This is a genomic window from Streptosporangium sp. NPDC000239 (genome assembly GCF_040300765.1).
Taxonomy (GTDB): domain Bacteria; phylum Actinomycetota; class Actinomycetes; order Streptosporangiales; family Streptosporangiaceae; genus Streptosporangium.
In genome coordinates, this window is record NZ_JBEPEI010000002.1 from 382,184 (window position 1) to 403,650 (window position 21,467).

Sequence of the window (21,467 nt, forward strand, 5' to 3'; positions counted from 1 at the left end):
AATGAGACGCGAAACCATTGGACGATGGAAACGGACACCAATGACGAAGGGTCGTCCACTCGTTGTGATCCAATAGGACGGACCAGATGTTGAGATGCGAGGGAACGTTGTGACTCCTGACGAGATCGAGGGCGCCGTCGCCGCGGGACTGCCCCAGGCGGTCGAGGACCTCAAGCGCCTCGTCGCCATCCCCTCCGTGGCCTTCCCCGGCCACCCGGAGGAGCCGGTGTTCGCCGCCGCCGCGGTGACCGAGGAACTGCTGCGCAGTACGGGATTGCCGCACGTCCAGCAGGTACCGGTCCCAGGGAGCTTCCCCGCCGTCTACGCCGAGGCTCCCGCTCCGCCCGGCGCGCCGACCGTCCTGCTGTACGCGCACTACGACGTGCAGCCCGCGGGCGACCCCGCGCTGTGGCGCACCCCGGCCTTCGAGCCGACCGAGATCAACGGCGCCATCCACGGGCGCGGCGCCGCCGACGACAAGTCCGGCGTCATCACGCACGTCGCCGCGCTGCGCGCCTTCAGGGGCCGTTTCCCGGTGGGCGTCAAGGTGATCGTCGAGGGCCAGGAGGAGTACGCCGGGGAGCGCCTTGAGTCCTTCATCGAGCACAACCCCGAACTGGTCCGCGCGGACGCGATCGTGGTCGCCGACACCGGCAACCCCCGTGTCGGCGACCCGGCGGTGACCACCTCGCTGCGCGGCATGGCCGCCTTCACCGTCGAGGTGCGCACGCTGCGCGAGTCGCTGCACAGCGGCTCGTTCGGCGGTGCCGCCCCCGACGCGCTGGCCGCGCTGATCCGGATGCTCGCCTCCCTGCACGACGACCACGGCGACATCCGCGTCCCCGGTCTGCCCCGTGGCACCTTCCTGGGCACCGGCCCCTCCGAGGAGGACTTCAGGGCGACGGCGGGCGTGCTCGACGACGTCTCCCTGGTCGGCTCGGGCTCGCTGGCCGACCGGCTGTGGGCCTCCTACGCCATCACGGTCACCGGCCTGGACGTGCCGACCGTCTCCGGCGCCATCAGCGCCGTCCAGCCCGTCGCCAGGGCGCGGGTGACCGTACGGGTGCCCCCGGCGGGCGACCCGAAGGCCACGACCGAGGCCGTGCTCGACTTCCTGCGGCAGGTCGCCCCCTGGGGGGTCAGGGTGAGCTTCAGCGACCACGTGCTCGGCTCCGGCTTCCTCGCCGACACCGGCGGCGTCGCCCGCTCCGCGCTGAACCGGGCCATGGAGCGCGCCTACGGCAGGCCGCCGCGCGACGTCGGGGCGGGCGGTTCGATCCCGCTGGTCTCCACGCTCGTCAGGCAGTTCCCCGCCGCCTCGATCCTGCTCTTCGGCGCCGAGGACGACGACGCCTCGATCCACGCGCCCAACGAGCGTGTCGTCATCGAGGAGCTGCGCCGTACGATCGCCACGGAGGCGCTCTTCCTCCAGGAGTACGGCTCCGCCCCCTTCTGACCTGCGGTGACGTGAAAGGCCCCGCCCGGGAACGGGCGGGGTTTTTCGTTGTGTTAGTTTTTGTACTGACTGGTCAGTTTGAAATGTGGAGGCGAGATGTTCACCGGGGTGGCGGTGCGCGCCGACGACCTTTCCCTCAGGGGCGGGCACGGCTGGGTCTACCGCGAGGTCACCGCCGAGGCCGCCCCCGGCGCGCTCACGGCCGTCGCCGGGCAGGCGGGCAGCGGGCGTACCAGCCTCCTGCTGACCCTGGCCGGCCGGATGAAACCCACCGCGGGCACACTCACGGTCGCCGGAAGGCACACGCCCAGGACCATCAGGCGGGTGGCCGCGCTCGGCCTGGTCGACGGGGTCAACGACCTGGATCCCGCGCTGTCGGTCGCCGAGCACCTGCGTGAGCGGGCACGGGGTCCTCTGGGGTCACGGCGGGGCGGCCGGCAGGAGACACGGGCGGGCGTCGCGCTCGAACTGGCCGGCCTCGAACGCTCCCCCGGTGACAGGACCCTGGTGCGGGCCCTGGACCGCGAACAGCGTGTACGGCTCGGCCTCGCCCTCGCCCTGCTCGACGAACCGGGACTGCTCGTCCTCGACAACGTGGACACCGGGCTCGACGCGGTACGGCGCGCGGCGCTCTGGGCGACACTCACCGGACTGGCCGCGCTGGGGCTGACCGTCTTCGCCGCGTGCACCGAACCCCCCGAGCCCCCGCGCGCCGGTGGAACCCTCGAAACCACCACGACCCCCGGGGCCGCCAAGGCGCGCCCGGTTGGGACGCTGCGCCTGCCGGGCCAGGAGGAACGATGAGATCACTTCGGCTGGGCGACCTGGAGCTACGGCGTTTCACCCGGTCACGGCTGACCAGGGCGGCGCTGGCGGGGGTCGTGATGCTGCCGCTGCTGTACGCCGGGCTGTACCTGTGGTCGTTCTGGGACCCGCAGGGCAACCTCGGTGACATCCCGGTCGCGCTGGTCGTCGAGGACCGGCCCGCGACCGTGGACGGGAAGACGGTCGACGCGGGCCGGGAGCTGGCCGACAGGCTGCGTGAGCGCGAGGTCTTCGACTGGCACACGACCGACGCGCGGCAGGCTCTGGACGGCGTCAACGACGGCCGTTTCTACCTGTCGCTGACCATCCCCGCCGACTTCAGCGCCAGGCTCGCCTCCCCCTCAGGGGAGGGCGCGCCCACCCCGGCCGAGCTGGGCGTGCGGGTGGACACCGGCCGCAGCTACGTCATGCGCACGATCTCCGACGCGGTGTTCGCCGAGGTCAGGGAGTCCGCGGGCCGTACGGCGCTGAAGGACTACTGGGACCGGGTCTTCGTCTCCTTCGGAGAGCTGCACGAGGCGACGGCCAAGGCCGCCGACGGCGCGGGCGAGCTGCGCGACGGCGCGGCCAAGGCGGGCGAGGGCGCCTCCGCCCTGGACACCGGTCTCGACAAGGCCAAGGACGGCACCGGCAGGCTCGTCACCGGCCTGAGCGGCGCGAACGCGGCGACCGGCAAGCTCTCCTCGGGGGCGGCCGAACTTGCGGGCGGGCTGGGCAGGGCACGCAACGGCGCGCGTGAGCTCGGCCGGGGCCTGGACAGGCTCGGCGACGGCGCGAAACGGGTCGCGGCGGGCAACGCCAAGGTCCACCGGCAGGTCCGCGCCCAGATCGCGGCGCTCGACAGGGCGGCAGGTGAGCTGACCAGGCTGCTCGACGCCAACGGCGCGCGGCTGCGGTCCCTGGCCCAGGCCGTCGAGCGGGACGCGGCTCTGCTCGCGGACGGCTCGGGCGGGTCGGGCGGGCAGGTCTCCGGCCAGGCCGCGCAGCAGGCACGGCGGCTGCAGAACTGGATCGCCGCCAACCCGGAGGCCGACTCCGCGCTGCGCGGCATCGCCGACCGGCTCTCCGCATCGACCCAGGCGGGCGAGCCCTCGGGCCCCGCACGTGACGGACAGGCCGCGGCCAGGCTGCGGCGGGACGCGCGGCGCGTCTCCGAACTCGCGGGCCGCGCCGCCGAGATCGCCCCCTCCGCGGGCGCCCGCCTCGAACGGGCCAGGAAGGCCGTGAAACAGCTGGAGGCGGGCCTCGGCGAACTGGCCGCGGGCTCGGCCAAGGTCAGCGCCGGACTCGGCAAGGCGGGTACGGCAGGTGGCCGGCTCACCTCCGGCCTGACGAGGCTCGGCACCGGAGCCGACCGCCTCAGCCAGGGCCTGTCCCGGCTCGACGGCGGCATCGTCAGGCTGAGCGACGGCGCGACCAGGGTGGACAGCGGCGTCGGCAGGCTGAGCCGGGGCGCCGGAGAGCTGAGCGACGGCCTCGGCAAGCTGGCCGACGGGTCGAAGGAGCTGAGCGACAAACTCGGCGAGGGCGCGGCCCGCATCCCCGACTACGACGGGGACGAGCGCGCGCGGCGCGCCGACATGATGAGCGAACCGGTCAGGCTGGCCAGCCAGGTCCTCAACCGGGTGCCGAACTACGGCACCGGCTTCGCGCCCTTCTTCGTCCCGCTGGCACTGTGGGTCGGCGCGATGGTGAGCTACATGGTGCTGCGCCCGCTCAACCCGCGCCTGCTCGCCGGTACGGCTCCCGCCTGGCGGATCGCCCTCGCGGGCTGGCTTCCCGGGGTCGCCCTGGGCGCGGCGCAGGTCGGCGTGCTGCTGGCCGTGATCAGGTTCGGGCTCGGCATGGAGGCCGCGCACTGGGCCGGGGTCGTGGGCGTCCTGCTGCTGACCACGGCGGCGTTCCTGGCGATCGTGCAGGCGGTCAACGCCCTGCTCGGGCCACCGGGACGGGTCGCGGTGCTGGCGCTGCTGATGCTCCAGCTCACCTCGGCCGCGGGAACCTACCCCATCGAGACCTCACCGGGTTTCTTCAGGGCGATCTCGCCGTGGATGCCGATGAGCTGGGTGGTCAGCGCGCTGCGCAGGCTGATCAGCGGCGGTGACCTGACCGTCGCCTGGCAGGCCTGCGGGGTGCTGGCCCTGTTCACCGTCCTGGGCCTGGCCCTGAGCGTCTACGCGGTGCACCGGGGCCGTACCTGGACCATGCGCCGCCTGCACCCGGAGCTGGCGCTGTGACTACGGTTGGCGCATGACGAGACAGCGGGCCGCGGGCGGGGAGGACGGCCGCAGGGCCGCGACACGGCTTCGGCTGTTCGGCGCGGCGGTCGAGGTGATCGCCGAGGACGGCTACGCGGCGGCGACCGTCGAGGCGATCGCCGAACGGGCCGGGGTGGCCAAGGGCACGGTCTTCTACAACTTCGGCAGCAAGGACGGGCTCTTCACCGCCCTGCTCGAACACGGCATCCGGCAACTGGCGGAGACGATGACCCGGGCGGCCCAGGCCCAGGAGAGCCCGCTGGAGGCGCTGGACGCGGTGATCATGGCGCAGCTGCGCTTCTTCGAGGAGTACGCGGCCTTCGCCCGGGTGCTGCTGACCGAGATGTGGCGTACGGCCTGGCAGGAGACGATCGCCACGCTCAGGCGGGAGGTGCTGGGCGTCTACGCGGACACGCTGCGCGAGGCGGTCATCCGGGGAACGGTCCGCGCTGACCTGGACGTGGAGACCGCGGCGACCGCGCTGTTCGGCATGGTCCTGACCACCTCGATCGAGCGCAGGGCGCTGCATCCCACCCGCCCGGTCGAACAGTTGCACGCCACCCTCGTCGACCTCGTCCACGGACGGGTAGCCGATCACCTCTTGTCCGAGTAAAACGGTTCTTCCTACGATCGTCTGACGATGCACCGGCTCTTCGCCCTTGATCGCGGATCACGGTTCCCGCCGGGGCGGTGGCGAACTCCGCGTCGGACAGACACCACCATCCTCGGGAGGCCGGGTGCAGCAGCCGCAGCGACGACGCAGGAACGTCGCCCCGTTCGTCATCGCGATCCTCGTCGCCGGCAGCCTGATCGTCGGCCTGCGGCTGTTCATCGGAGCCCGGGACGACGAGGGCGGCGGAGGCGGCGAATCCGGGAAGGGCACCGAAACCGCGGCGGCCTGCGACGGTGAGGGGGTACGGCTGACCGTGGCCGCCTCCCTTGAGAAGGCCGAGCTGCTGAGGAAGATGGCGGCCGGCTACAGCGGCAGGAAGGTCGGCGGCCGGTGCGCCGAGATCGCCGTGACCAGGTCGAGCGGCGGCCTGATCCAGGCGCTCGCCAGAGGCTGGGACGAGGGACGGGACGGCCCGCGCCCCGACGTCTGGTCCCCGGCGAGCAGCAGCTGGATCGCCCTGCTCAGGCAGCGCGCCGCCGCGGCGGACACCGCCTCCCCCGTCGCCGACGACAACCCGTCGATCGCCAAGACGCCGCTGGTCGTCGCGATGCCCAAGCCGATGGCCGAGGCGCTCGGCTGGCCGGGCAAGAAACTCGGCTGGTCCGACCTGCTCGAACTGTCGAAGAGCTCGTGGGCCAAGTACGGCCATCCCGAGTGGGGCGCCTTCCGGCTGGGCAAGACCAACCCCAACTTCTCGACCAGTGGCCTGAACGCCACCATCGGCACCTACTTCGCGGCCACCGGCCTGTCGGGCGACCTGTCCGAGCACAACGTGGCCGACCCCGCGGCTCGGGAGTTCGTGCGGGGGGTCGAGCACTCGATCGTGCACTACGGCGACACGACGCTGACGTTCCTGTCGAACCTGCAGCGGGCCGACGACGCCGGGACCGGCCTGAGCTACATCTCCGCCGTGGCCGTCGAGGAGAAGTCCGTCTGGGACTACAACGAGGGCAACCCGACCGGCGACCCCACGACGCTCGGCGAGCACGGCAAACCCAAGGTGCCGCTGGTCGCGATCTACCCCAAGGAGGGCACCCTCTACTCGGACAACCCGTACGCGGTGCTGACCACGCCGTGGGTGGACGACGCCAAGCGCGCCGTGGCCGCCGACTTCCTGGCCTACCTCCAGGCGGCGCCGCAGCAGAAGCAGTTCACCGACCACGCCTTCAGGTCGCACGACGGCAAGCCCGGCGGGCTCATCACCCAGGCGAACGGGCTGCTGCCCGCCGAACCGGGGAACACGCTCAGCCCGCCCGCCCCCAACGTGCTCGACAAGGTGCTGTCCAGCTGGGCCGAGTTGCGCAAACCCGCCAACGTGCTCATGGTGATCGACGTCTCCGGCTCGATGGGCGCCCAGGTGCCCGGCACGGGCAGGAGCAAGCTCGAACTCGCCAAGCAGGCGGCCGTCAACGCGCTGCCCCAGTTCGGGCCGCACGACCAGGTCGGCCTGTGGATGTTCTCGACCGAGCGGGACGGCGCCAAGGACCATCTGGAGCTGGCCCCGATGGCGACCGTCGACGACGCCCAGCGCAAGCGGCTGCGGGCCAGGCTCGGCGGGCTGACCCCGGACGGCGGGACCGGCCTGTACGACACGGCGATGGCCGCCTACCAGCACGTGCGCGGGCGGCACAGCGGTGACGCGATCAACGCGGTCGTCTTCCTCACCGACGGCAGGAACGAGGACAACAACAGTCTCTCCCTGGACAAACTGCTGGCCGGGCTGCGCACCGAGCCGTCCGGGGAGTCGGTGCGGATGTTCACCATCGCCTACGGCCAGGACGCCGACCTCGGCGTGCTCAGGCAGATCTCCCAGATGACGAACGCCGCCGCCTACGACTCCAGGGAGCCGGGGAGCATCGACCAGGTGTTCACCGCGGTGGTGTCCAACTTCTGATGTCCCGGCTCGGTGAGGAACTACGCGACCCGTGGGGGCTGCTGCTCGGTGTGACCGCGGCGGGCGCCGCCTGGGCCGTGAACGTGCCCCCGGCGGCCGCCGTTTTCGTCGGGGCCGCCGTCTGGCTGACCAAGGTGGGCAGCGCCGTCCTGCAGGGCCGGGGCGGCGGCCGTACGGCGACCGTCACCTCGGGCAGCCAGGAGGAGCGGTGGCTGCGGCGGGCGGAGGAGGCGACGCGGAGCTTCGACGAACTGGGCGCCTCGATGGGGGACGGCCCGCTGGCCGGGCGGGTCGCGCTGATGCGTCCCCAGGTGGACGACGCGATGGCCGCCCTGCGGCGGCTGGCCCAGCAGGCGTCGCTGGCCTGTGCCGCACTGGACAGGTTCGACCTCGACCAGCTCATGCGGGAGCGCCTCCGGCTGACCGGCGCCAGGGAGCAGGCCAGGAAGGAGGTCGTCGAGGACATCGACCGCGCGCTCGCCTCGCTGGCCGCCCAGCTTGAGGTGGTCGACCGGCTCGCGGAGACCAGGGACCGGGCACTCGCCCGGATGGAGTCGAGCACGATCAGCATCGAGGGGCTCCTGGCGCGGGTGGTCGAGCTGGCGGCGACGTCGGCCACCGGGGTCCTGGACCCGGCACGGGTGCTCGACGAGCTGGCCGCCGGGCTCGAAGGGGTCCGCGTGGGCCTGCGTGAAACCGAACAGATCACTCGCGACGCGCTGGACCGGCAGCCCCCTCCGGAGCGGTAATCAGTAAGGAGTCCCTATGTTCGCACTCGTCCGCAGGGCCTGGCGCCATCTCGTCTTCGCCCTGTCCGGCAGGCTCTCCGAGCTGTCCGACCCCCGGGTCCAGATCGAGCAGGCCGTACAGGAGGCCAGGGAACGGCACCGGGTGCTGACCCAGCGGGCGGCCTCGGTCATCGGCAACGAGCACGAACTTGAGCTGCGGCTCACCCGCGCGACGGAGGAGACGGACCGTCTCCAGGAGAACGCCCGCCAGGCGGTCCTGCTGGCCGAGGGGTCCAGGGCCGCGGGGGAGGAGGCCAAGGCCCGTTCCTACGAGGAGTCGGCCCGCGCCTTCGCCTCCCGGCTCGTCGCCGCTGAGGACTCGCTGCGGGACACCCGGCTCATGTACGAGCGCGCGCGGCAGGCCTCCGACCAGGCCCGCGCGGCCGTCGACACCAACGCCGCCGCCCTGCAGCGCACGCTCACCGAACGGATGCGCCTGCTGTCGCAGCTCGACCAGGCCGAGATGCAGGAACAGCTCAACAGGGCCATGGGTGAGCTGTCCGGGCTTGGCCCCGCCGGGGAGACCCCGACCCTCGGGGAGGTCAGGGAGAGGATCGACAAACGGTACGCCCGTGCCCTCGGTGAGGCGGAGCTGACCACGGGCTCCGTCGAGGCCAGGATGCTGGAGGTCGAGCGCGCCACCCTCGACGTCGAGGGCGCCGCCCGCCTTGAGGACATCAGGCGCGGTCTCGGCCTCGGCCGGGAGGAGGGGCCGGGGGATCAGCCGACCGGCAGGTCATAGGCGCGGCATGGCCGTACCAATGCATAACGTCCAGTGCCTGTCTTTCCGCTGATTCATCGATAACTTTGATACATGCTCGACGTCGTACGGCTTCGTGTCCTGGCCGCCGTCGCACGGCACGGCTCGGTGACCGCCGCCGCCAGGGAACTGCACTACTCCCAGCCCTCCGTCAGCCACCATCTCGCCCGGCTCGAAGCCGAGACCGGGGCCAAACTGATCCAGCGGGCGGGCCGGGGCATCCGGCTCACCGAGGCGGGGCGCCTGCTGGCCGAACGGGCCGCCGAGATCGTCGGCCGCATCGACTCCGCCGCCGCCGAACTCTCCGCGCACGTCGGCCTGCGCGCGGGCCGGGTCAGGCTGGCCGCCTTCCCCGCGGCGCTCGGCACGTTCGTGCCCGGGGCGGTCTCGCTGCTCGCCAGGGAGCATCCGGGACTCGAACTGCGCCTGACCGAGACCGAACCGCATGAGGCTCTGCGGATGCTCCGCGCCGGCCACGTGGACGTGGCGGTCGTCTTCCACCACTCCGGGACCGGCGCCGAGGCCGAGGGCGTCCGGCTGACCCACCTGATGGACGACCCCGGCTACCTGGTCACCTCGGGTGTGCCCGGCGACCTGTCCGCGCACCGGGACTCCCCGTGGATCGGGGGTTGCGACCGGTGCCGCGGCCCCCTGCTGCGGTTGTGCGCGCGTGCGGGCTTCGCTCCGGACATCTCCTTCACCACCGACGACGTCGTCGCCGCCCAGGCCCTCGTGGCCGCCGGGATGGGGGTGACGCTCCTGCCGGGCCTGGCCCTGCGCGCGCACCGCAACCCGGGGGTCAACGCGGTGGAGGTGCCCGGCTCGACCCGGCACATCCACGCCGCCACGTACGGCGAGCCGCCCCCTCCCCCGGCGACGGCCGCCCTGCTGACCGCCCTGACCGCCGCGGCCCGCGCGACCGACGTCCCCTGAGCCGGAGCCGTACGGCCGGGCCGCGACCCTGGACGAGGCCGTACGGCCAGGCCGCGATCCCGAGCCGGGCCGTACGGTTCCGGGCGGGGCCGTACGGTGGAAAAACCTGAGGCGAACGGCCAGGTCACCCTTCTACGATCCGGATATGCCGGACCTGACGACGCTCGCTCTCTTCGCCGCCGCGACCCTCGCCCTGCTGCTCGTGCCGGGCCCCGCGGTCCTGTACATCGTGACCCGCAGCGTCGCCCAGGGCCGTACCGCGGGCATGTTGTCGGTGATGGGCATCCATCTGGGCTCCGTGGTCCACGTGGCCGCCGCCGCCCTGGGCATCAGCGCGCTGCTGGCCGCCTCCGCGGCCGCGTTCACCGTGGTGAAGTACCTGGGCGCGGCCTACCTGGTCTGGCTCGGCGTCCGCAAGCTGATAGCGGCCCGCACCGAGGGCGACGTCCCCGCCGAGCTCGGGACCGCCTCCAGGTCGCGGCTGTTCTGGGAGGGCTTCGTGGTCAACGTGCTGAACCCGAAGACCGCGATCTTCTTCCTGGCCTTCCTCCCGCACTTCACCGACCCCGCGCGGGGCCCGATCGCGCCGCAGATCGTGGTGCTCGGCCTGATCTGGATCGTGCTGGGCCTCACGAGCGACGGGGCCTTCGCCCTGCTCTCCTCCGCGCTGGCCGGGCGCCTGCGCGGCTCCGCCCGTGCCCGGCGCCGCCTGAACGTCACCAGCGGCGTCGTCTATCTCGGTCTGGGAGCCGTCGCGGCGTTCACCGGCGAGAGCGCCCAGGCCGCCAGGGCCTGAGCGCGGGTCTCTCAACGGGTCTCTGCGGGCGTTCGCCGCCGAGGCGGTCGCGGCCGGGTCAGGAAGCCCGCCACGACGACCTTTCGGACGACCACCGTGAGCGCCGCCAGGGCGATCGCCGTCCACGTCTGGGCCCGCGAAAGGCGCAGCAGACCCGCCGCGACGAGGAAGTCGAGCAGCACCGCCATCGCGCCCCCGGGTCCGCCGCCACGCGCCAGCACGGCGAACGAGGCGGCCAGTCCCATGGCGACGATCAGGACGACGGCTGTCCCGAGGAGGTCAGCCATCGCCGATCATGCTCCTCTCCCGCTCGATCTCCCTGCTCAGGAAGAAGTTCAGCGCGGTCCTGATCGTCGCGATCGCCGCCAGTTGCCCGATCTGGGCGAAGCTCGGTGAGACGGCCGTCCGCAGCACGTCACCGGCCAGCTGGAACTCCAGCCCCAGCGCGAGGAATCTGCCCAGGAACAGCCGGACGGTGACGAACCCATCACCGTCCCCGCGCACCGCGGCCAGCAGGAACCGCGCGAAGGCCGTGACCGCCCCGGCGAAGATGACGATCGCGCCCGCCGCCTCGACGAGACGGACGAGCAGGTTGACGACCTCCCCGAGGCTCTCCTCCGGCAGGAGATCAGGCATGTGGTGCTGGTACCCGCTGACCCGCGGGCCAAGCGACCCCGCCCCCGGGCGACCTCAGCGGGCGAGCCTCAGCGGGCCGGGCCTCAGGACCGAGCCTCAGCGGGCCGGGCCGAACCAGGTGGTGAGGGCGGCGCGCAGAGCGGCCTCGTCACCTTCGGAGGAGGCCCCGGCGACCCAGGCGACGTGGCCGTCCGGGCGCACGAGCAGCGCCCGGGGGGCGGGAACCTCCCCGGCGCCCGGCACGGTCCACACCCGCTCCGCGCAGCCCGCCTCGACCAGGTCGACCCGGCCGTCCCACCCCTTGACAACCTCCCCCGCCTCCCCTGCCGGCCCGAGATCGAGCAGCACCGGCCTGGCCGTGTGCAGCAGGCCGTACAGCCTGACCGGGCCGTCCGGGGTCAGCAGGTCGAGGTCGGGGACCCGGCGGCCGAGCAGCGGGTGGTCCCCGCCCAGCGGGTATCGGACGTCCAGCGCGGTGATCATGCCGCTGAGCAGCCGGTTCACCTCCTCCACCTCGATGAGGCGGCCGAACGTCTCGCGCAGCGCGGTCATCTGCTCTCCGGGGCGCCCCAGCACCGTCTGCGCCCGTGTGTTGCGCAGCACCTCCTCGGCGACCGGGTGCCGTTCGGCGTGGTAGCTGTCCAGCAGTTCCTCCGGCGCGGTGCCGTCGACCACCAGGGCGAGCTTCCAGCCGAGGTTGAACGCGTCCTGCACGCCCGTGTTCAGCCCCTGGCCGCCCGCGGGGAAGTGGATGTGCGCCGCGTCCCCGGCGAGCAGCACCCGGCCCTCGCGGTAGCGCTCGGCCTGCCGGGCGGCGTCGCCGTATCGGGAGACCCAGCGGGGATCGTGCATGCCGTAGTCGGTCCCGGCGATCCTGACCAGCGTCTCCCGCAGCGTCTCGAAGGTCACCGGGGCGTCCCGGTCGGCCACGTGGTCGTACTCGTTGGTCATCACCCGGTACCAGTCCTGGTCGAAGGGCAGCACCGTGAAGGAGCCGTGCTCCCTGCGCTCCTGGAAGATCACCTCCTTGGGCGGGTCGGCGAGCGACACGTCGCCGAGCAGCGCGGTCATCGTCGCCGGGGTTCCGGGGAAGCCGATCCCGGCGAGCTTGCGGACCGTGCTGCGCCCGCCGTCGCAGCCGACCAGGTAGGACGCGCGCAGCCTGCCGCCGCCTTCGGTCTCGACCTCGACGCCGGTCGCGTCCTGGCGCAGGTCCGTCACCCCGGACGACCAGCGCACCCGCACACCGAGCTGGGCGGCGCGCTCCTCAAGCAGCCGTTCGATGGTCGTCTGCAGGACCATGAGCAGGAAGGGATACCTGGTCGCGAGGCCGCTGAAGTCCAGTGGCAGCGCGGAGAAGTGCCCCGCCTGCAGTCGCCGTCCGACGTCGAGGAAACCGCCGAGAAGGCCCCGCTGGTCGAGAACCTCCATGGTGCGCGCGTGGATGCCCCCCGCCCGTGACTCCCGGCCGCGCTCGGCGAGCCGGTCGAGCACGACGACCTCGACGCCCGCCAGCCTCAGCTCGCACGCGAGCATCAGCCCGGTCGGCCCGCCGCCCACGACCACCACGTCCGTCTTCTCCATGATCGCCCCCCTTAACGCCGTTAAATTTAACTGCGTTAAGGATTAATTGAACGATGTTAAGCTGTCAAGGGCACAGGACGGAGAACGGGATGAAGATCACTGCCGAGGAGATCGCGCGGACCTCACTGCGACTCCTCAACGAGGTCGGCCTCGACGGGCTCACCATGCGCCTGGTGGCCAGGGAGCTCGGCGTGCAGGCCCCCGCCCTCTACTGGCACGTCAAGAACAAGCAGGAGCTGCTCGACGTCATGACCGGGATCGTGTTCGCCGAGAGCACCGTGGGGCTTGAGCTGCCCGGACGCGGCACCCCCTGGGACGAGTGGCTCGCCGACAGGTTCCGGCTGCTGCGCCGTACGATGCTGTGCTACCGCGACGGAGCGCGGATGATGGCGGGCACCCATGTCACCGACCCGGCCATCTTCCGGACCACCGAACTGGCCCTGCGGACCCTGGGGGACGCGGGCTTCCCCCTCGACGTGGCCGCCCGCTCCCTGCCCACGCTCCTGCACTACACGATCGGCTTCACCATCGAGGAGCAGGCCCGCACCGGCGAGGCGTACGGCGAGGCGGGCAACCCCTACCAGGAGGGACTGCTGGCCGCCTCCCTCGACCCCGGGCGTTTCCCCCTCACCCTGCGGGCCCTCCACCACCTCTTCGACGACGACGGGGACGCGAGCTTCGAGTACGGCCTGCGGATCATCCTCGACGGCATGCGCGCCCTCCTGAAAGAGGACTAACGGGGCATCCTCCGCCACACGGCGCGGGGCAGGACACGCATCACCGCGAACATCGCGCGCAGCGCGCCGGGCACCCACACCACCTCGGTGCCGGAGCGCAGCCCGGCGACCACCGCGTCGGCGACCTGGCCGGGGGTCGAGGACAGCGGCGCCGGGGACATGCCCTTGGTCATCCTGCCGATCACGAAGCCCGGCCGGACGACCATCACCCGGGCACCCGAGCCGTGCAGCGCGTCACCCAGCCCCTGGGCGAAGCCGTCCAGGCCCGCCTTGGCCGAGCCGTACACGAAGTTGGCCCTGCGCACCCGGATTCCCGCGACCGACGACAGGACGACCAGCGTGCCGTGGCCCTGCTCGCGCAGCCGCCGGGCCGCGAAGAGCCCCGCGGAGACGTGCCCGCCGTAGTTGACGGCGACCGCCCGCGCGGCGGCCACCGGGTCGGCGTCGTAGACCTCCTGGCTGCCCAGCACCCCGAAGGCGGGGATGATCACGTCGAGGTCGCCGACCAGCTTCACCGCGGCCTCGATCACCTCCCCGTGCGTCTCCGGCGCCGAGGCGTCGAACTCGAGCAGGTGCACCTCGGCGGTGCCGATCGCCGGGGGCGTCCCACCGGGGTCCCGCGAGGCCAGCACGACCTTGCGGGCACCGTCGCGGACCAGCCGTTGGACGATCTCCAGACCGATCTCGCTGCGCCCGCCGAGCAGCAGCACGGTGTCCACCGAGCCCAGGGCGTTCTTCATCGGACGAGCCTCCCACAACCTGTCGTCTTCACAGCCCGAGTCTCCTGGCCAGGTCGGAGCGGAAGACCCCGGCGGGGTCGGCCTCCTCGCGGATCTTGCGCCACTCGTCGAGCCTGGGGTACATCGCGGCCAGGGACCGCGCCGACATGCGGGAGTCCTTGGCCAGGTAGAGCCGCCCGCCCGCCTCCATGACCCACCCGTCGAACTCCCGCAGCAGCCGGGCGAGGCCCGCGCGGCCCGCCGGGATGTCCAGGGCGAGGGTCCAGCCGGGCATCGGGAACGACAGCATCCCCGGCGTGCCGGGACCGAACCGTTTGAGCACGGTCAGGAAGGACACCACGCCCTCGGCCGAGAGCCTGGAGACGATCCGCCGCAGCGTCGCCTCCTCGCCGAAGGGCACCACGAACTGGTACTGGACGAAACCGTTCGACCCGTAGACCCGGTTCCAGCCCTCGACGAAGTCCAGCGGGTGGAAGAACGGCCCGATCTCCTGGATCAGCCCCGTCGCCGGACGCGACTTCCGGTACCAGGCCTCGTTGAAGGCCCGCACGGTCAGCGGGTTGAGCATGCCGTTCGGCGCCCACGGCGGTGCCTTCAGCCGCGTCCTCGGCGCGAAGGCCAGCGGCTCGGTCCCCCTGGGCAGCTCGGCGCGGCTCGCGTGGTCGCCCCGGGTGAGCACGCTGCGGCCCATCCTGGCCCCCGAGGCGAGCAGGTCGATCCAGGCGACCGTGTAGCGGTAACGGTCGTCGGTCGCGGTCATCGTCTCAAGCGTGTGCTCCAGGTCACGGGTGCGTTCGACGTCCACCCGGACCCGCGAGGTCTCGATCGGCACACACTGGAAGACCGCCTCGACGATCACCCCGGTGAGCCCCATCCCGCCGACCGTCGCCCAGAACAGCTCGTCGGCCGGTGTCACCGTACGGCTGCCGCCGTCCGCGGTGACCAGCGTCAGGGAGCGCACGTGGGCGCCGAAGGAGGAGTCCACGTGGTGGTTCTTGCCGTGCACGTCCGCCGCGACGGCCCCGCCGACCGTCACGTGCCTGGTGCCCGGTGTGACGGGGACGAACCAGCCCTTGGGCACCAGGGCCGTCATCAGGTCGTGCAGGCTGAGCCCGGCGCCCGCGGTGACCAGCCCGGTGGACTCGTCGAGGAACCACGAGGTCAGCGAGGTGCAGTCGAGGACGAGTCCTCCGGCGTTCTGCGCGGCGTCGCCGTAGGCCCGGCCGAGCCCTCTGGGGGCGACGCCCCGGTCCGAGGCCCGCCGTACGAGGTCGGCGACCTCCTGCGGTGAACGAGGCCTGGCCACTCGCGCGACGGTCGGCGCGGTACGGCCCCAGCCGGTCAGCAGGGTCATGTGAGGTAGATCCCGATCAGGAGCGGAAGAAGGAGAAGGGCGACGAAGAGCTGGGTGGGCCGGTCACGCAGGGCGAGTTCCTCGGGCTCCTCGCCGACGCCCCGGTCGACCAGCAGGTTGTGCCGCAGGACGATCAGCACGAAGGGGACGATGCTGATCGGGTAGAAGGGCCCCGAGTGCTCGTTCAGCGCCCACAGGCAGTAGGTCACGATCATGGCTCCCGAGGCCATCATCCTGACCCCGGCCAGATAGCCGGGCGTGTAGGCGGCCAGGATGGCCCGGGTCGCGTTGCCGGTCTCGTTGCCCATCGCGGCGCGCAGCTCGGTCTCGCGCTTGCCCGCGACGAGCTGCAGCGAGCCGAGCGAGATGACCACGAGGAACCAGCTCGTCACCGGCACCTGTACGGCGATCGCCCCGGCGAAGGCCCGGATGACGTGGCATCCCGCGACCGCGACGAGGTCGACCACCTCCTGGTGCTTGAGGTAGTAGGTGTAGGAGAAGGTCAGCGACAGGTAGCCCGCCACGACGAGCGGCAGCCGCCAGCCACCGGACAGCGCGGCGATCGCGGGGGCCAGCAGAACGAACGCGATCCCGACCGCCCAGGCGAGCCGTATCGGGACCAGGCCCGCGGCGATCGGGCGGTGGCGTTTGCGCGGGTGACGGCGGTCCGCCTCGACGTCGGAGGCGTCGTTGAGCAGGTAGGCCCCGCTGGCCGCGACGCAGAAGGCGGCGAAGGCGATCAGCGCGTCCAGCATTCCCTGCACGGTGAACAGCACACCCGCCGCGGCGGGGGCCGCGAAGATCAGGCCGTTCTTGAGCCACTGGCGGGGCCGACAGGCGCGCAGGAGGGCGACCGGCGAGAACCTCCGCGCCGGCTCGACGTCCACGGGTGGCTCAGGCTCGGCCTGCGGCGGTCCGAGCACCGTCTCATCGCTCGTCGCCTCACGGCTGGAACCGCTCATCGCTTCACGACTGGGACGGGGCCCGAAGGAGGCGTGGGGGGAATTGTCACCTTGGGCATGGTGATCTGATTCTTGCCTTCCTGTGGCGTCGTCCACAAGGTCATTGACGATGGGAAAAGTCATCCAGGCCGAAACCGTACAGTAGCGGCGCGAATCACCTGCCGGGTTCCGGGTCGCGGGGCAGGCCGAGCAGCCGTTCACCGATGATGTTCAGCTGGACCTCGGTGGTACCACCGTAGATCGTCATGGCCCGGGTGGCCAGGATGGCGCGGTTCCAGTGGCCCGCGTCGCCGAGCGTACGGTCGGCGGCGGTCACCGCCGCGGCGCCCAGCAGGCCGACCGCGCACTCGGCGACGTGCTGGGCGTGTGAGGTGGACAGCAGCTTGCGGACCGAGGCGTCGCCGCCGGGTTCGGCGCCGCTCAGCTGCCGCAGCGTCACCCGCAGGCCGAGCGCGTCGATCGAGTGGCCCTCGCAGAGCACCTCCGCCAGGTCCTGGCGTTCGACGGCGGTCAGCTCGCGGCCGAGCCTGCCCACGAACCCGAGCAGGTCGCGGATCGAGGAGCCGGTGCCGCCCGTCCCCGAGGAGAGCAGGACCCGCTCGTTGGACAGGGTGTTGCGGGCGACCCGCCAGCCGTCGCCGACCTGGCCGACGACCAGCTCGTCGGGGACGAACACGTCGTCGAGGAAGACCTGGTTGAACATGCTCTCCCCGGTCATCTCGGTCAGCGGCCTGACCGTGACGCCCGGGGTCTTCATGTCCACCAGGAAGTAGGTGATGCCCTCGTGCTTGGAGCCGGTCGAGGAGGTGCGGGCGAGGCAGATGGCCCATTCGGCGATGTGCGCGATCGAGGTCCAGACCTTCTGGCCGTTGAGCCGCCAGCCTCCCTCAACCCGTTCCGCCCTCGTCTGGAGGGAGGCCAGGTCGGAGCCCGCGCCCGGCTCCGAGAACAGCTGGCACCAGACCGTCTCCCCGCTGAGGGTGCGGGGCAGGAAGCGTTCCTGCTGCTCGGCGGTGCCGTAGGCGACGATCGATGGCACGACCCACGCGCCGATGATCATCTGGGGTGGCCTGACCCGGGCCGCCCGCAGCTCCTGGAGGATGAGCACCTGTTCGAGGGGTGTGGCCTCGCGCCCCCACGGCCTGGGCAGGTGCGGCATGACGTAACCGGCCTCGGCCAGCGCCCGCCGCTGCCGCCGGCCTTCGAGCCCGGCGAACCCGGCGACCTCGGCGCGGACGCGTTCACGGAGCCCGGCGGCCTCCTCGGGCAGGTCGATCTCCATCTGCGGGCGCACGCCGTCCAGCGCCAGCCCGGCGACCTTGTCGGCCCACCCGGCGGAGGGGCCGAGCAGCGCGCGCAGGCTCAGCGCGCGGCGGTAGTAGAGGTGGACGTCGTGCTCGTAGGTGTAGCCGATGCCGCCGAAGATCTGGATCGCGTCCCTGGCGCACCCGACGGCGGCGTCCGGCGCGACCACCCCGGCGACCGCGGCGGCGTAGGCCGCCTCCCTGACGGCCTCCCCGGTCGCCCGCGCGGCATCGTCCTCTTCAAGGGTCCGTACGGCCGCGCCCTCCCCGGCCTCCTGTGCGACGTCACCCCCGGCCGTCCGTGCGACGCCGTCCTCCTCGGCGGTCCGCGCGGCCCGGACGGCGTCCCACACGGTCGCGCGGGCCTGTTCGAGCGCGACGAGCATCCGGGCCGCCTTGTGCTTGACCCCCTGGAACTGCCCGATGGGACGGCCGAACTGCACGCGGCCCCTGGCGTACTCGGAGGCGGCGCGCACGCACCAGGCGGCCACGCCCGCGGCCTCGGCCCCGAGCAGGATCGCCGCCAGGTCGTGGACGCGCTCCGAGCGCAGGCCGTCGAGGACCCGCCCCGGCGGCACCTCGACCGACTCGGCCTCGACCCTGGCCACTCCCCGGGTGAGGTCCAGTGCCTGGATCGGTGTCACGGTCACCGTTGAGGCGTCCACCACGACCCACACCCGCTCCTGCCGCGTGGCGACGGGGAGCACCAGGACGTCGGCGAGGGTGCCACCCAGGACCGGTTCGACGACGCCGCCGACGGTCAGTGTGCCGTCCTCGCCGCGGGTGCCCGTCAGGGAACCGGCCGGAGGGTGGGTCAGCGCGACCGCGCCGGTCAGCGTGCCGTCGGCGAGCCCGGGGAGCAGTTCGGCACGGGCCTTGCCGTCCGAGGCCAGGATCACCGCGCTCGCCAGGACGGTCGGCAGGAGGGGGCCGGGGGCGACCCGCTCCCCCAGCGCCTCGACGGCCACGGCCGTCTCCAGCAGGCCGTATCCGCTGCCGCCGTACTCCTCGGGAAGGTGGAGGCCGAGGAGCCCCTGGGCGGCGAGGCTCGTCCAGAACGCCGGACGGGTCTCCTGCGGGGCCTGTACGGCGGCCCGCAGGACCTCGGGCGGGATGTTCCGCGCCGCCCAGCCGATCACCGACTCGCGAAGCTCCCGGTGCTCCTCCCCCAACCCGATCGCCATGACAGAGCCTCCAGACAGGGTTCAGTGACAGAAGCAGATTCTAGAATGTGTTTCCGTCAGAGCGCCCGGGCACTTGCCACCAACGGCGCGATATCAGCCCAGAGTTCCTTGCGGGTGTCCGGAACGGTGACGAAGAGGATGGCCGGTTTGCGGCGGCCGATGTCCAGCAGCGTGAGCGCCGCCTGCGAGGTGTGCCGCTTGCCCTTCACCGTGTAGGTCACCCGGTAGCCGAGCGTCCATCCCTTGCCCGTGGCCGGTTTCTGCGACGCCGTCCAGGCCACCTTGGCGCCCGCCGGATAGTGGTTGGCGACCGTCCACCTCACCGCGCCCGCCGCCGCCTTGCGGAACTCGGCGTCGGTCTTCAGGTCTGCCTGGGGAGAGGCGCCGGGGAGCAGGCCCGAGACGACCATCGTGCCCGGCTGCCGTGCCGTACCGACCTGCTGGCCCGCGGAGAAGGAGGGGATGTCGGCCACCTGCCACGGCTTGCCCAGCTTGGCGTAGGTGATCGCCGCCCTGCTGTCGGTGACCGCGCCGAGCACCGGGCTCGGCGTGCCGGGCAGCGCCCGCAACTTCGTCGTCGGGGGCAGGCCGGGCAGGGCGACCGCGGACGGTGACGGTGCGGGCGAGACGACGGCGGCTCCCGATCCGGCCCCGCTGCCCGACTGGTCGATCCTGTGGGGCCTGTCGCCGGAGAACAGCACGAAGATCAGGAAGACCGCCAGGGCCGTGACGAGCGCGGCGCCGACGCTGTAGACGAACCGGACGGGGATGTCCCCGATCCGGGTCAGCAGGCCCTCCTTGCGCCGCTTCGCCGGGGGCGCGAAAAGCGCAGGCGGCGGGCCGGGCACGAGGGACGGCGTCGGCCTGACCGCGGGTTCCTCGGCCGGAGCGGGCGTCCAGACGGGCTTCGAGGGGGAGTCTCCGGCCGCGTTCCTGGCCGCGGCCTCCCAGGCCCAGACCCCGGACAGGCCACCGGAGGGCGACTCGGCCGGCTCCGGCGCCTCGGGGGCGTGCTCCCTCTCGTCCGTTTCGAGCCCGGGAAAGCCCGCCATGGGGAAGAGCCAGACGGACTCCTGCTCCTCGGCCGCCTCAGGCTCCGGCTCGGGAGACGGCTCAGCGGGCAGCTCGGGCCTGGGGACCAGCACGGTCTCCTCGCCGTCGCCGATGGGGAACCGGCGCGGCACCCGAGGATTGATCAGCGTGCCGTCCTCGGCGCGGATGGCGGGGATGGGCGCCGTGGGCGCGTCGTAGGACGGGATGTATCCATCGTGAGGGCCCCCGGAGGAGTCGCCGCCAACATCCGCCATGAGCGCCAGGCTATGCCACCTCACCTGATGGGCGAAACGCATACCATCACGCTTCGGCCACGAGATACCGGGGAAGGGGCCGGTCCGCCGCTCCCCGCCAAGAGCATCTTCCGCGCTGAGCTGGGAAGATACTCCCGCATGCAGGGATGGAGTTCACGGGCCGCGCTGTCCGTCGCCGTCGTCATGACGCTCGCGGGATGCGGTCAGAGCGCGAGACCACCGGCGGCGGGCCCCGAGCCCTCACAACCGGGCACGACGGTCGCCACGCCACCGCGGGCCTCGGCGGACGGTGCCTCCCCCGGCGCCCCCATCGGCCCACCGCCGGGCGGCTCCCCTGTCGGACCCGAGGCCCTGGAGACCAAGTACGAGCAGGTCATCGCCACGGTGCTGCCGTCCATCGTGCAGATCACCACGAAGAGCGGCCTCGGCTCCGGTGTCATCTACGACACACAGGGACACATCATCACCAACGCCCACGTCATCGGACGTTCCACAACCTTCGAGGTGACACTGGCCAGCGGCGGCAAACCCCGCGCCGCACGGCTCGTCAAGGCGTACGGGCTCGGCGACCTGGCCGTGATCAAGGTTGACGACCCCACGGGGCTGAAGCCCGCCAGGTTCGGCGATTCGAGCAAGCTCCGGGTCGGGCAGCTCGTCCTCGCCATGGGCAACCCCCTGGGCCTGTCCGGCAGCGTCACCAACGGCATCATCTCGGCACTCGGCCGTACGGTCAGCGAACCGCAGGAGGAGGGCGGCCCCGGGGCGACGATCACCGGGGCCGTCCAGACCTCCGCCGCGATCAACCCCGGCAACAGCGGCGGCGCCCTGGTGAACCTCTCCAACGAGGTCATCGGCATCCCGACCCTGACGGCCGTCAACCCGGAGCTCGGCGGCGGTCAGGCCCCCGGCATCGGGTTCGCGATCCCCTCGAACACCGCGACCGACATCGCCAACCAGATCATCAGGCACGGCAAGGTCACCAACACCCACCGGGCGGCCCTCGGGATCACCGTGCAGACGGTGATCGGCTCCGACGGCAGGCCCGCGGGTGTCGGCGTCGTACGGGTCGCCCCCGGCGGCAGCGGCGCGAAGGCGGGCATCAGGCGTGGCGACGTGATCCTGTCGATCAACGGCGCCCCCACCCTGGACACCCAGGCCCTGGCCGAGGCCATGGCGGGCCTCAACCCCGGCGACCGCGCCCAGGTCCAGCTCCTGCGCGCCGACGCGTCGAGGGCGACGGTCACCGTGACGCTGGGCCAGCTGCCGAGCGACTGAC

19 protein-coding genes are annotated in these 21,467 nt (G+C 72.4%); 11 read left to right on the forward strand and 8 right to left on the reverse strand.

What is annotated here, in order from left to right; translation table 11 throughout:
- The first annotated feature begins 109 nt into the window (after nucleotides 1-109).
- From ABT340_RS07235 to ABT340_RS07275, 9 genes are all read left to right on the forward strand, one after another.
- Complete coding sequence (locus ABT340_RS07235; RefSeq protein ID WP_352009791.1) at nucleotides 110-1,456, forward strand: M20/M25/M40 family metallo-hydrolase; 1,347 nt, start codon at nucleotides 110-112, stop codon at nucleotides 1,454-1,456.
- A gap of 96 nt (nucleotides 1,457-1,552) precedes the next feature.
- Entirely contained in the window at nucleotides 1,553-2,260 is a 708-nt protein-coding gene (locus ABT340_RS07240; RefSeq protein ID WP_352009792.1) for an ATP-binding cassette domain-containing protein, read from the forward strand.
- On the forward strand, nucleotides 2,257-4,518 hold the full coding sequence (locus tag ABT340_RS07245; RefSeq protein WP_352009793.1) for a YhgE/Pip domain-containing protein: 2,262 nt from the start codon (nucleotides 2,257-2,259) through the stop codon (nucleotides 4,516-4,518). Before ABT340_RS07240 ends, ABT340_RS07245 begins: the two co-directional genes overlap by 4 nt.
- Before the next feature lie 13 nt (nucleotides 4,519-4,531).
- Nucleotides 4,532-5,152, forward strand: coding sequence for a TetR/AcrR family transcriptional regulator (locus ABT340_RS07250; RefSeq protein ID WP_352009794.1), 621 nt, complete (start codon nucleotides 4,532-4,534; stop codon nucleotides 5,150-5,152).
- 124 nt (nucleotides 5,153-5,276) lie between these two features.
- The gene (locus ABT340_RS07255; RefSeq protein WP_352009795.1) at nucleotides 5,277-7,106 is read left to right on the forward strand and encodes an extracellular solute-binding protein; all 1,830 of its coding nucleotides are present in this window, start codon (nucleotides 5,277-5,279) and stop codon (nucleotides 7,104-7,106) included.
- Nucleotides 7,106-7,855 carry a hypothetical protein gene (locus ABT340_RS07260; protein ID WP_352009796.1) on the forward strand — a complete coding sequence of 250 codons (750 nt, stop codon included), beginning with the start codon at nucleotides 7,106-7,108 and terminating at the stop codon, nucleotides 7,853-7,855. The genes ABT340_RS07255 and ABT340_RS07260 overlap by 1 nt, the downstream gene beginning before the upstream one ends.
- Nucleotides 7,856-7,871: 16 nt before the next feature.
- Entirely contained in the window at nucleotides 7,872-8,636 is a 765-nt protein-coding gene (locus tag ABT340_RS07265; RefSeq protein WP_352009797.1) for a PspA/IM30 family protein, read from the forward strand.
- 72 nt (nucleotides 8,637-8,708) lie between these two features.
- Nucleotides 8,709-9,587: a LysR family transcriptional regulator gene (locus tag ABT340_RS07270; protein WP_352009798.1), complete on the forward strand. Its 879-nt coding sequence runs from the start codon at nucleotides 8,709-8,711 to the stop codon at nucleotides 9,585-9,587.
- Nucleotides 9,588-9,732: 145 nt separating this feature from the next.
- Nucleotides 9,733-10,383, forward strand: coding sequence for a LysE family translocator (locus ABT340_RS07275; RefSeq protein WP_352009799.1), 651 nt, complete (start codon nucleotides 9,733-9,735; stop codon nucleotides 10,381-10,383).
- A gap of 11 nt (nucleotides 10,384-10,394) precedes the next feature.
- On the opposite strand, the gene ABT340_RS07280 is transcribed toward ABT340_RS07275, so the two are convergent.
- The 3 genes from ABT340_RS07280 to ABT340_RS07290 all read right to left on the reverse strand — a co-directional run bounded on the left by ABT340_RS07280 (nucleotide 10,395) and on the right by ABT340_RS07290 (nucleotide 12,603).
- Complete coding sequence (locus ABT340_RS07280; RefSeq protein WP_352009800.1) at nucleotides 10,395-10,670, reverse strand: hypothetical protein; 276 nt, start codon at nucleotides 10,668-10,670, stop codon at nucleotides 10,395-10,397.
- A complete protein-coding gene (locus tag ABT340_RS07285; protein WP_352009801.1) occupies nucleotides 10,663-11,019 on the reverse strand; it encodes a DUF1622 domain-containing protein in 357 nt (118 codons plus the stop codon). The genes ABT340_RS07280 and ABT340_RS07285 overlap by 8 nt, the downstream gene beginning before the upstream one ends.
- A gap of 96 nt (nucleotides 11,020-11,115) precedes the next feature.
- Nucleotides 11,116-12,603 carry an FAD-dependent monooxygenase gene (locus ABT340_RS07290; protein WP_352009802.1) on the reverse strand — a complete coding sequence of 496 codons (1,488 nt, stop codon included), beginning with the start codon at nucleotides 12,601-12,603 and terminating at the stop codon, nucleotides 11,116-11,118.
- A gap of 89 nt (nucleotides 12,604-12,692) precedes the next feature.
- Here ABT340_RS07290 and ABT340_RS07295 point away from each other — a divergent pair, with 89 nt between their 5' ends.
- Nucleotides 12,693-13,340: a TetR/AcrR family transcriptional regulator C-terminal domain-containing protein gene (locus ABT340_RS07295; RefSeq protein ID WP_352009803.1), complete on the forward strand. Its 648-nt coding sequence runs from the start codon at nucleotides 12,693-12,695 to the stop codon at nucleotides 13,338-13,340.
- On the opposite strand, the gene dprE2 is transcribed toward ABT340_RS07295, so the two are convergent.
- From dprE2 to ABT340_RS07320, 5 genes are all read right to left on the reverse strand, one after another.
- On the reverse strand, nucleotides 13,337-14,080 hold the full coding sequence (gene dprE2 / locus ABT340_RS07300) for a decaprenylphospho-beta-D-erythro-pentofuranosid-2-ulose 2-reductase (RefSeq protein ID WP_352009804.1): 744 nt from the start codon (nucleotides 14,078-14,080) through the stop codon (nucleotides 13,337-13,339). The genes ABT340_RS07295 and dprE2 overlap by 4 nt on opposite strands.
- A 28-nt stretch (nucleotides 14,081-14,108) precedes the next feature.
- Entirely contained in the window at nucleotides 14,109-15,434 is a 1,326-nt protein-coding gene (dprE1, locus tag ABT340_RS07305) for a decaprenylphosphoryl-beta-D-ribose oxidase (RefSeq protein ID WP_352009805.1), read from the reverse strand.
- Nucleotides 15,431-16,396 (reverse strand): decaprenyl-phosphate phosphoribosyltransferase, encoded by a 966-nt coding sequence (locus ABT340_RS07310; protein ID WP_352009806.1) that lies wholly within the window; start codon nucleotides 16,394-16,396, stop codon nucleotides 15,431-15,433. Before ABT340_RS07310 ends, dprE1 begins: the two co-directional genes overlap by 4 nt.
- Nucleotides 16,397-16,550: 154 nt before the next feature.
- The gene (locus ABT340_RS07315) at nucleotides 16,551-18,884 is read right to left on the reverse strand and encodes an acyl-CoA dehydrogenase family protein (RefSeq protein WP_352009807.1); all 2,334 of its coding nucleotides are present in this window, start codon (nucleotides 18,882-18,884) and stop codon (nucleotides 16,551-16,553) included.
- Nucleotides 18,885-18,940: 56 nt separating this feature from the next.
- Complete coding sequence (locus ABT340_RS07320; protein ID WP_352009808.1) at nucleotides 18,941-20,191, reverse strand: hypothetical protein; 1,251 nt, start codon at nucleotides 20,189-20,191, stop codon at nucleotides 18,941-18,943.
- A 138-nt stretch (nucleotides 20,192-20,329) separates the two neighbouring features.
- On the opposite strand from ABT340_RS07320, the gene ABT340_RS07325 reads away from it, so the two are divergent.
- Nucleotides 20,330-21,466: a S1C family serine protease gene (locus tag ABT340_RS07325; RefSeq protein WP_352009809.1), complete on the forward strand. Its 1,137-nt coding sequence runs from the start codon at nucleotides 20,330-20,332 to the stop codon at nucleotides 21,464-21,466.
- Nucleotide 21,467: the final 1 nt, after the last annotated feature.

Bases quoted from the DNA above. Each gene is read 5' to 3' on its own strand.
- ABT340_RS07240 (WP_352009792.1), top strand. From the start codon at position 1,553: ATGTTCACCGGGGTGGCGGTGCGCGCCGACGACCTTTCCCTCAGGGGC.
- ABT340_RS07245 (WP_352009793.1), top strand. From the start codon at position 2,257: ATGAGATCACTTCGGCTGGGCGACCTGGAGCTACGGCGTTTCACCCGG.
- ABT340_RS07250 (WP_352009794.1), top strand. From the start codon at position 4,532: ATGACGAGACAGCGGGCCGCGGGCGGGGAGGACGGCCGCAGGGCCGCG.
- ABT340_RS07260 (WP_352009796.1), top strand. From the start codon at position 7,106: ATGTCCCGGCTCGGTGAGGAACTACGCGACCCGTGGGGGCTGCTGCTC.
- ABT340_RS07265 (WP_352009797.1), top strand. From the start codon at position 7,872: ATGTTCGCACTCGTCCGCAGGGCCTGGCGCCATCTCGTCTTCGCCCTG.
- ABT340_RS07270 (WP_352009798.1), top strand. From the start codon at position 8,709: ATGCTCGACGTCGTACGGCTTCGTGTCCTGGCCGCCGTCGCACGGCAC.
- ABT340_RS07275 (WP_352009799.1), top strand. From the start codon at position 9,733: ATGCCGGACCTGACGACGCTCGCTCTCTTCGCCGCCGCGACCCTCGCC.
- ABT340_RS07280 (WP_352009800.1), bottom strand. From the start codon at position 10,670: ATGGCTGACCTCCTCGGGACAGCCGTCGTCCTGATCGTCGCCATGGGA.
- ABT340_RS07285 (WP_352009801.1), bottom strand. From the start codon at position 11,019: ATGCCTGATCTCCTGCCGGAGGAGAGCCTCGGGGAGGTCGTCAACCTG.
- ABT340_RS07290 (WP_352009802.1), bottom strand. From the start codon at position 12,603: ATGGAGAAGACGGACGTGGTGGTCGTGGGCGGCGGGCCGACCGGGCTG.
- ABT340_RS07295 (WP_352009803.1), top strand. From the start codon at position 12,693: ATGAAGATCACTGCCGAGGAGATCGCGCGGACCTCACTGCGACTCCTC.
- dprE2 (WP_352009804.1), bottom strand. From the start codon at position 14,080: ATGAAGAACGCCCTGGGCTCGGTGGACACCGTGCTGCTGCTCGGCGGG.
- dprE1 (WP_352009805.1), bottom strand. From the start codon at position 15,434: ATGACCCTGCTGACCGGCTGGGGCCGTACCGCGCCGACCGTCGCGCGA.
- ABT340_RS07310 (WP_352009806.1), bottom strand. From the start codon at position 16,396: ATGAGCGGTTCCAGCCGTGAGGCGACGAGCGATGAGACGGTGCTCGGA.
- ABT340_RS07315 (WP_352009807.1), bottom strand. From the start codon at position 18,884: ATGGCGATCGGGTTGGGGGAGGAGCACCGGGAGCTTCGCGAGTCGGTG.
- ABT340_RS07320 (WP_352009808.1), bottom strand. From the start codon at position 20,191: ATGGCGGATGTTGGCGGCGACTCCTCCGGGGGCCCTCACGATGGATAC.
- ABT340_RS07325 (WP_352009809.1), top strand. From the start codon at position 20,330: ATGCAGGGATGGAGTTCACGGGCCGCGCTGTCCGTCGCCGTCGTCATG.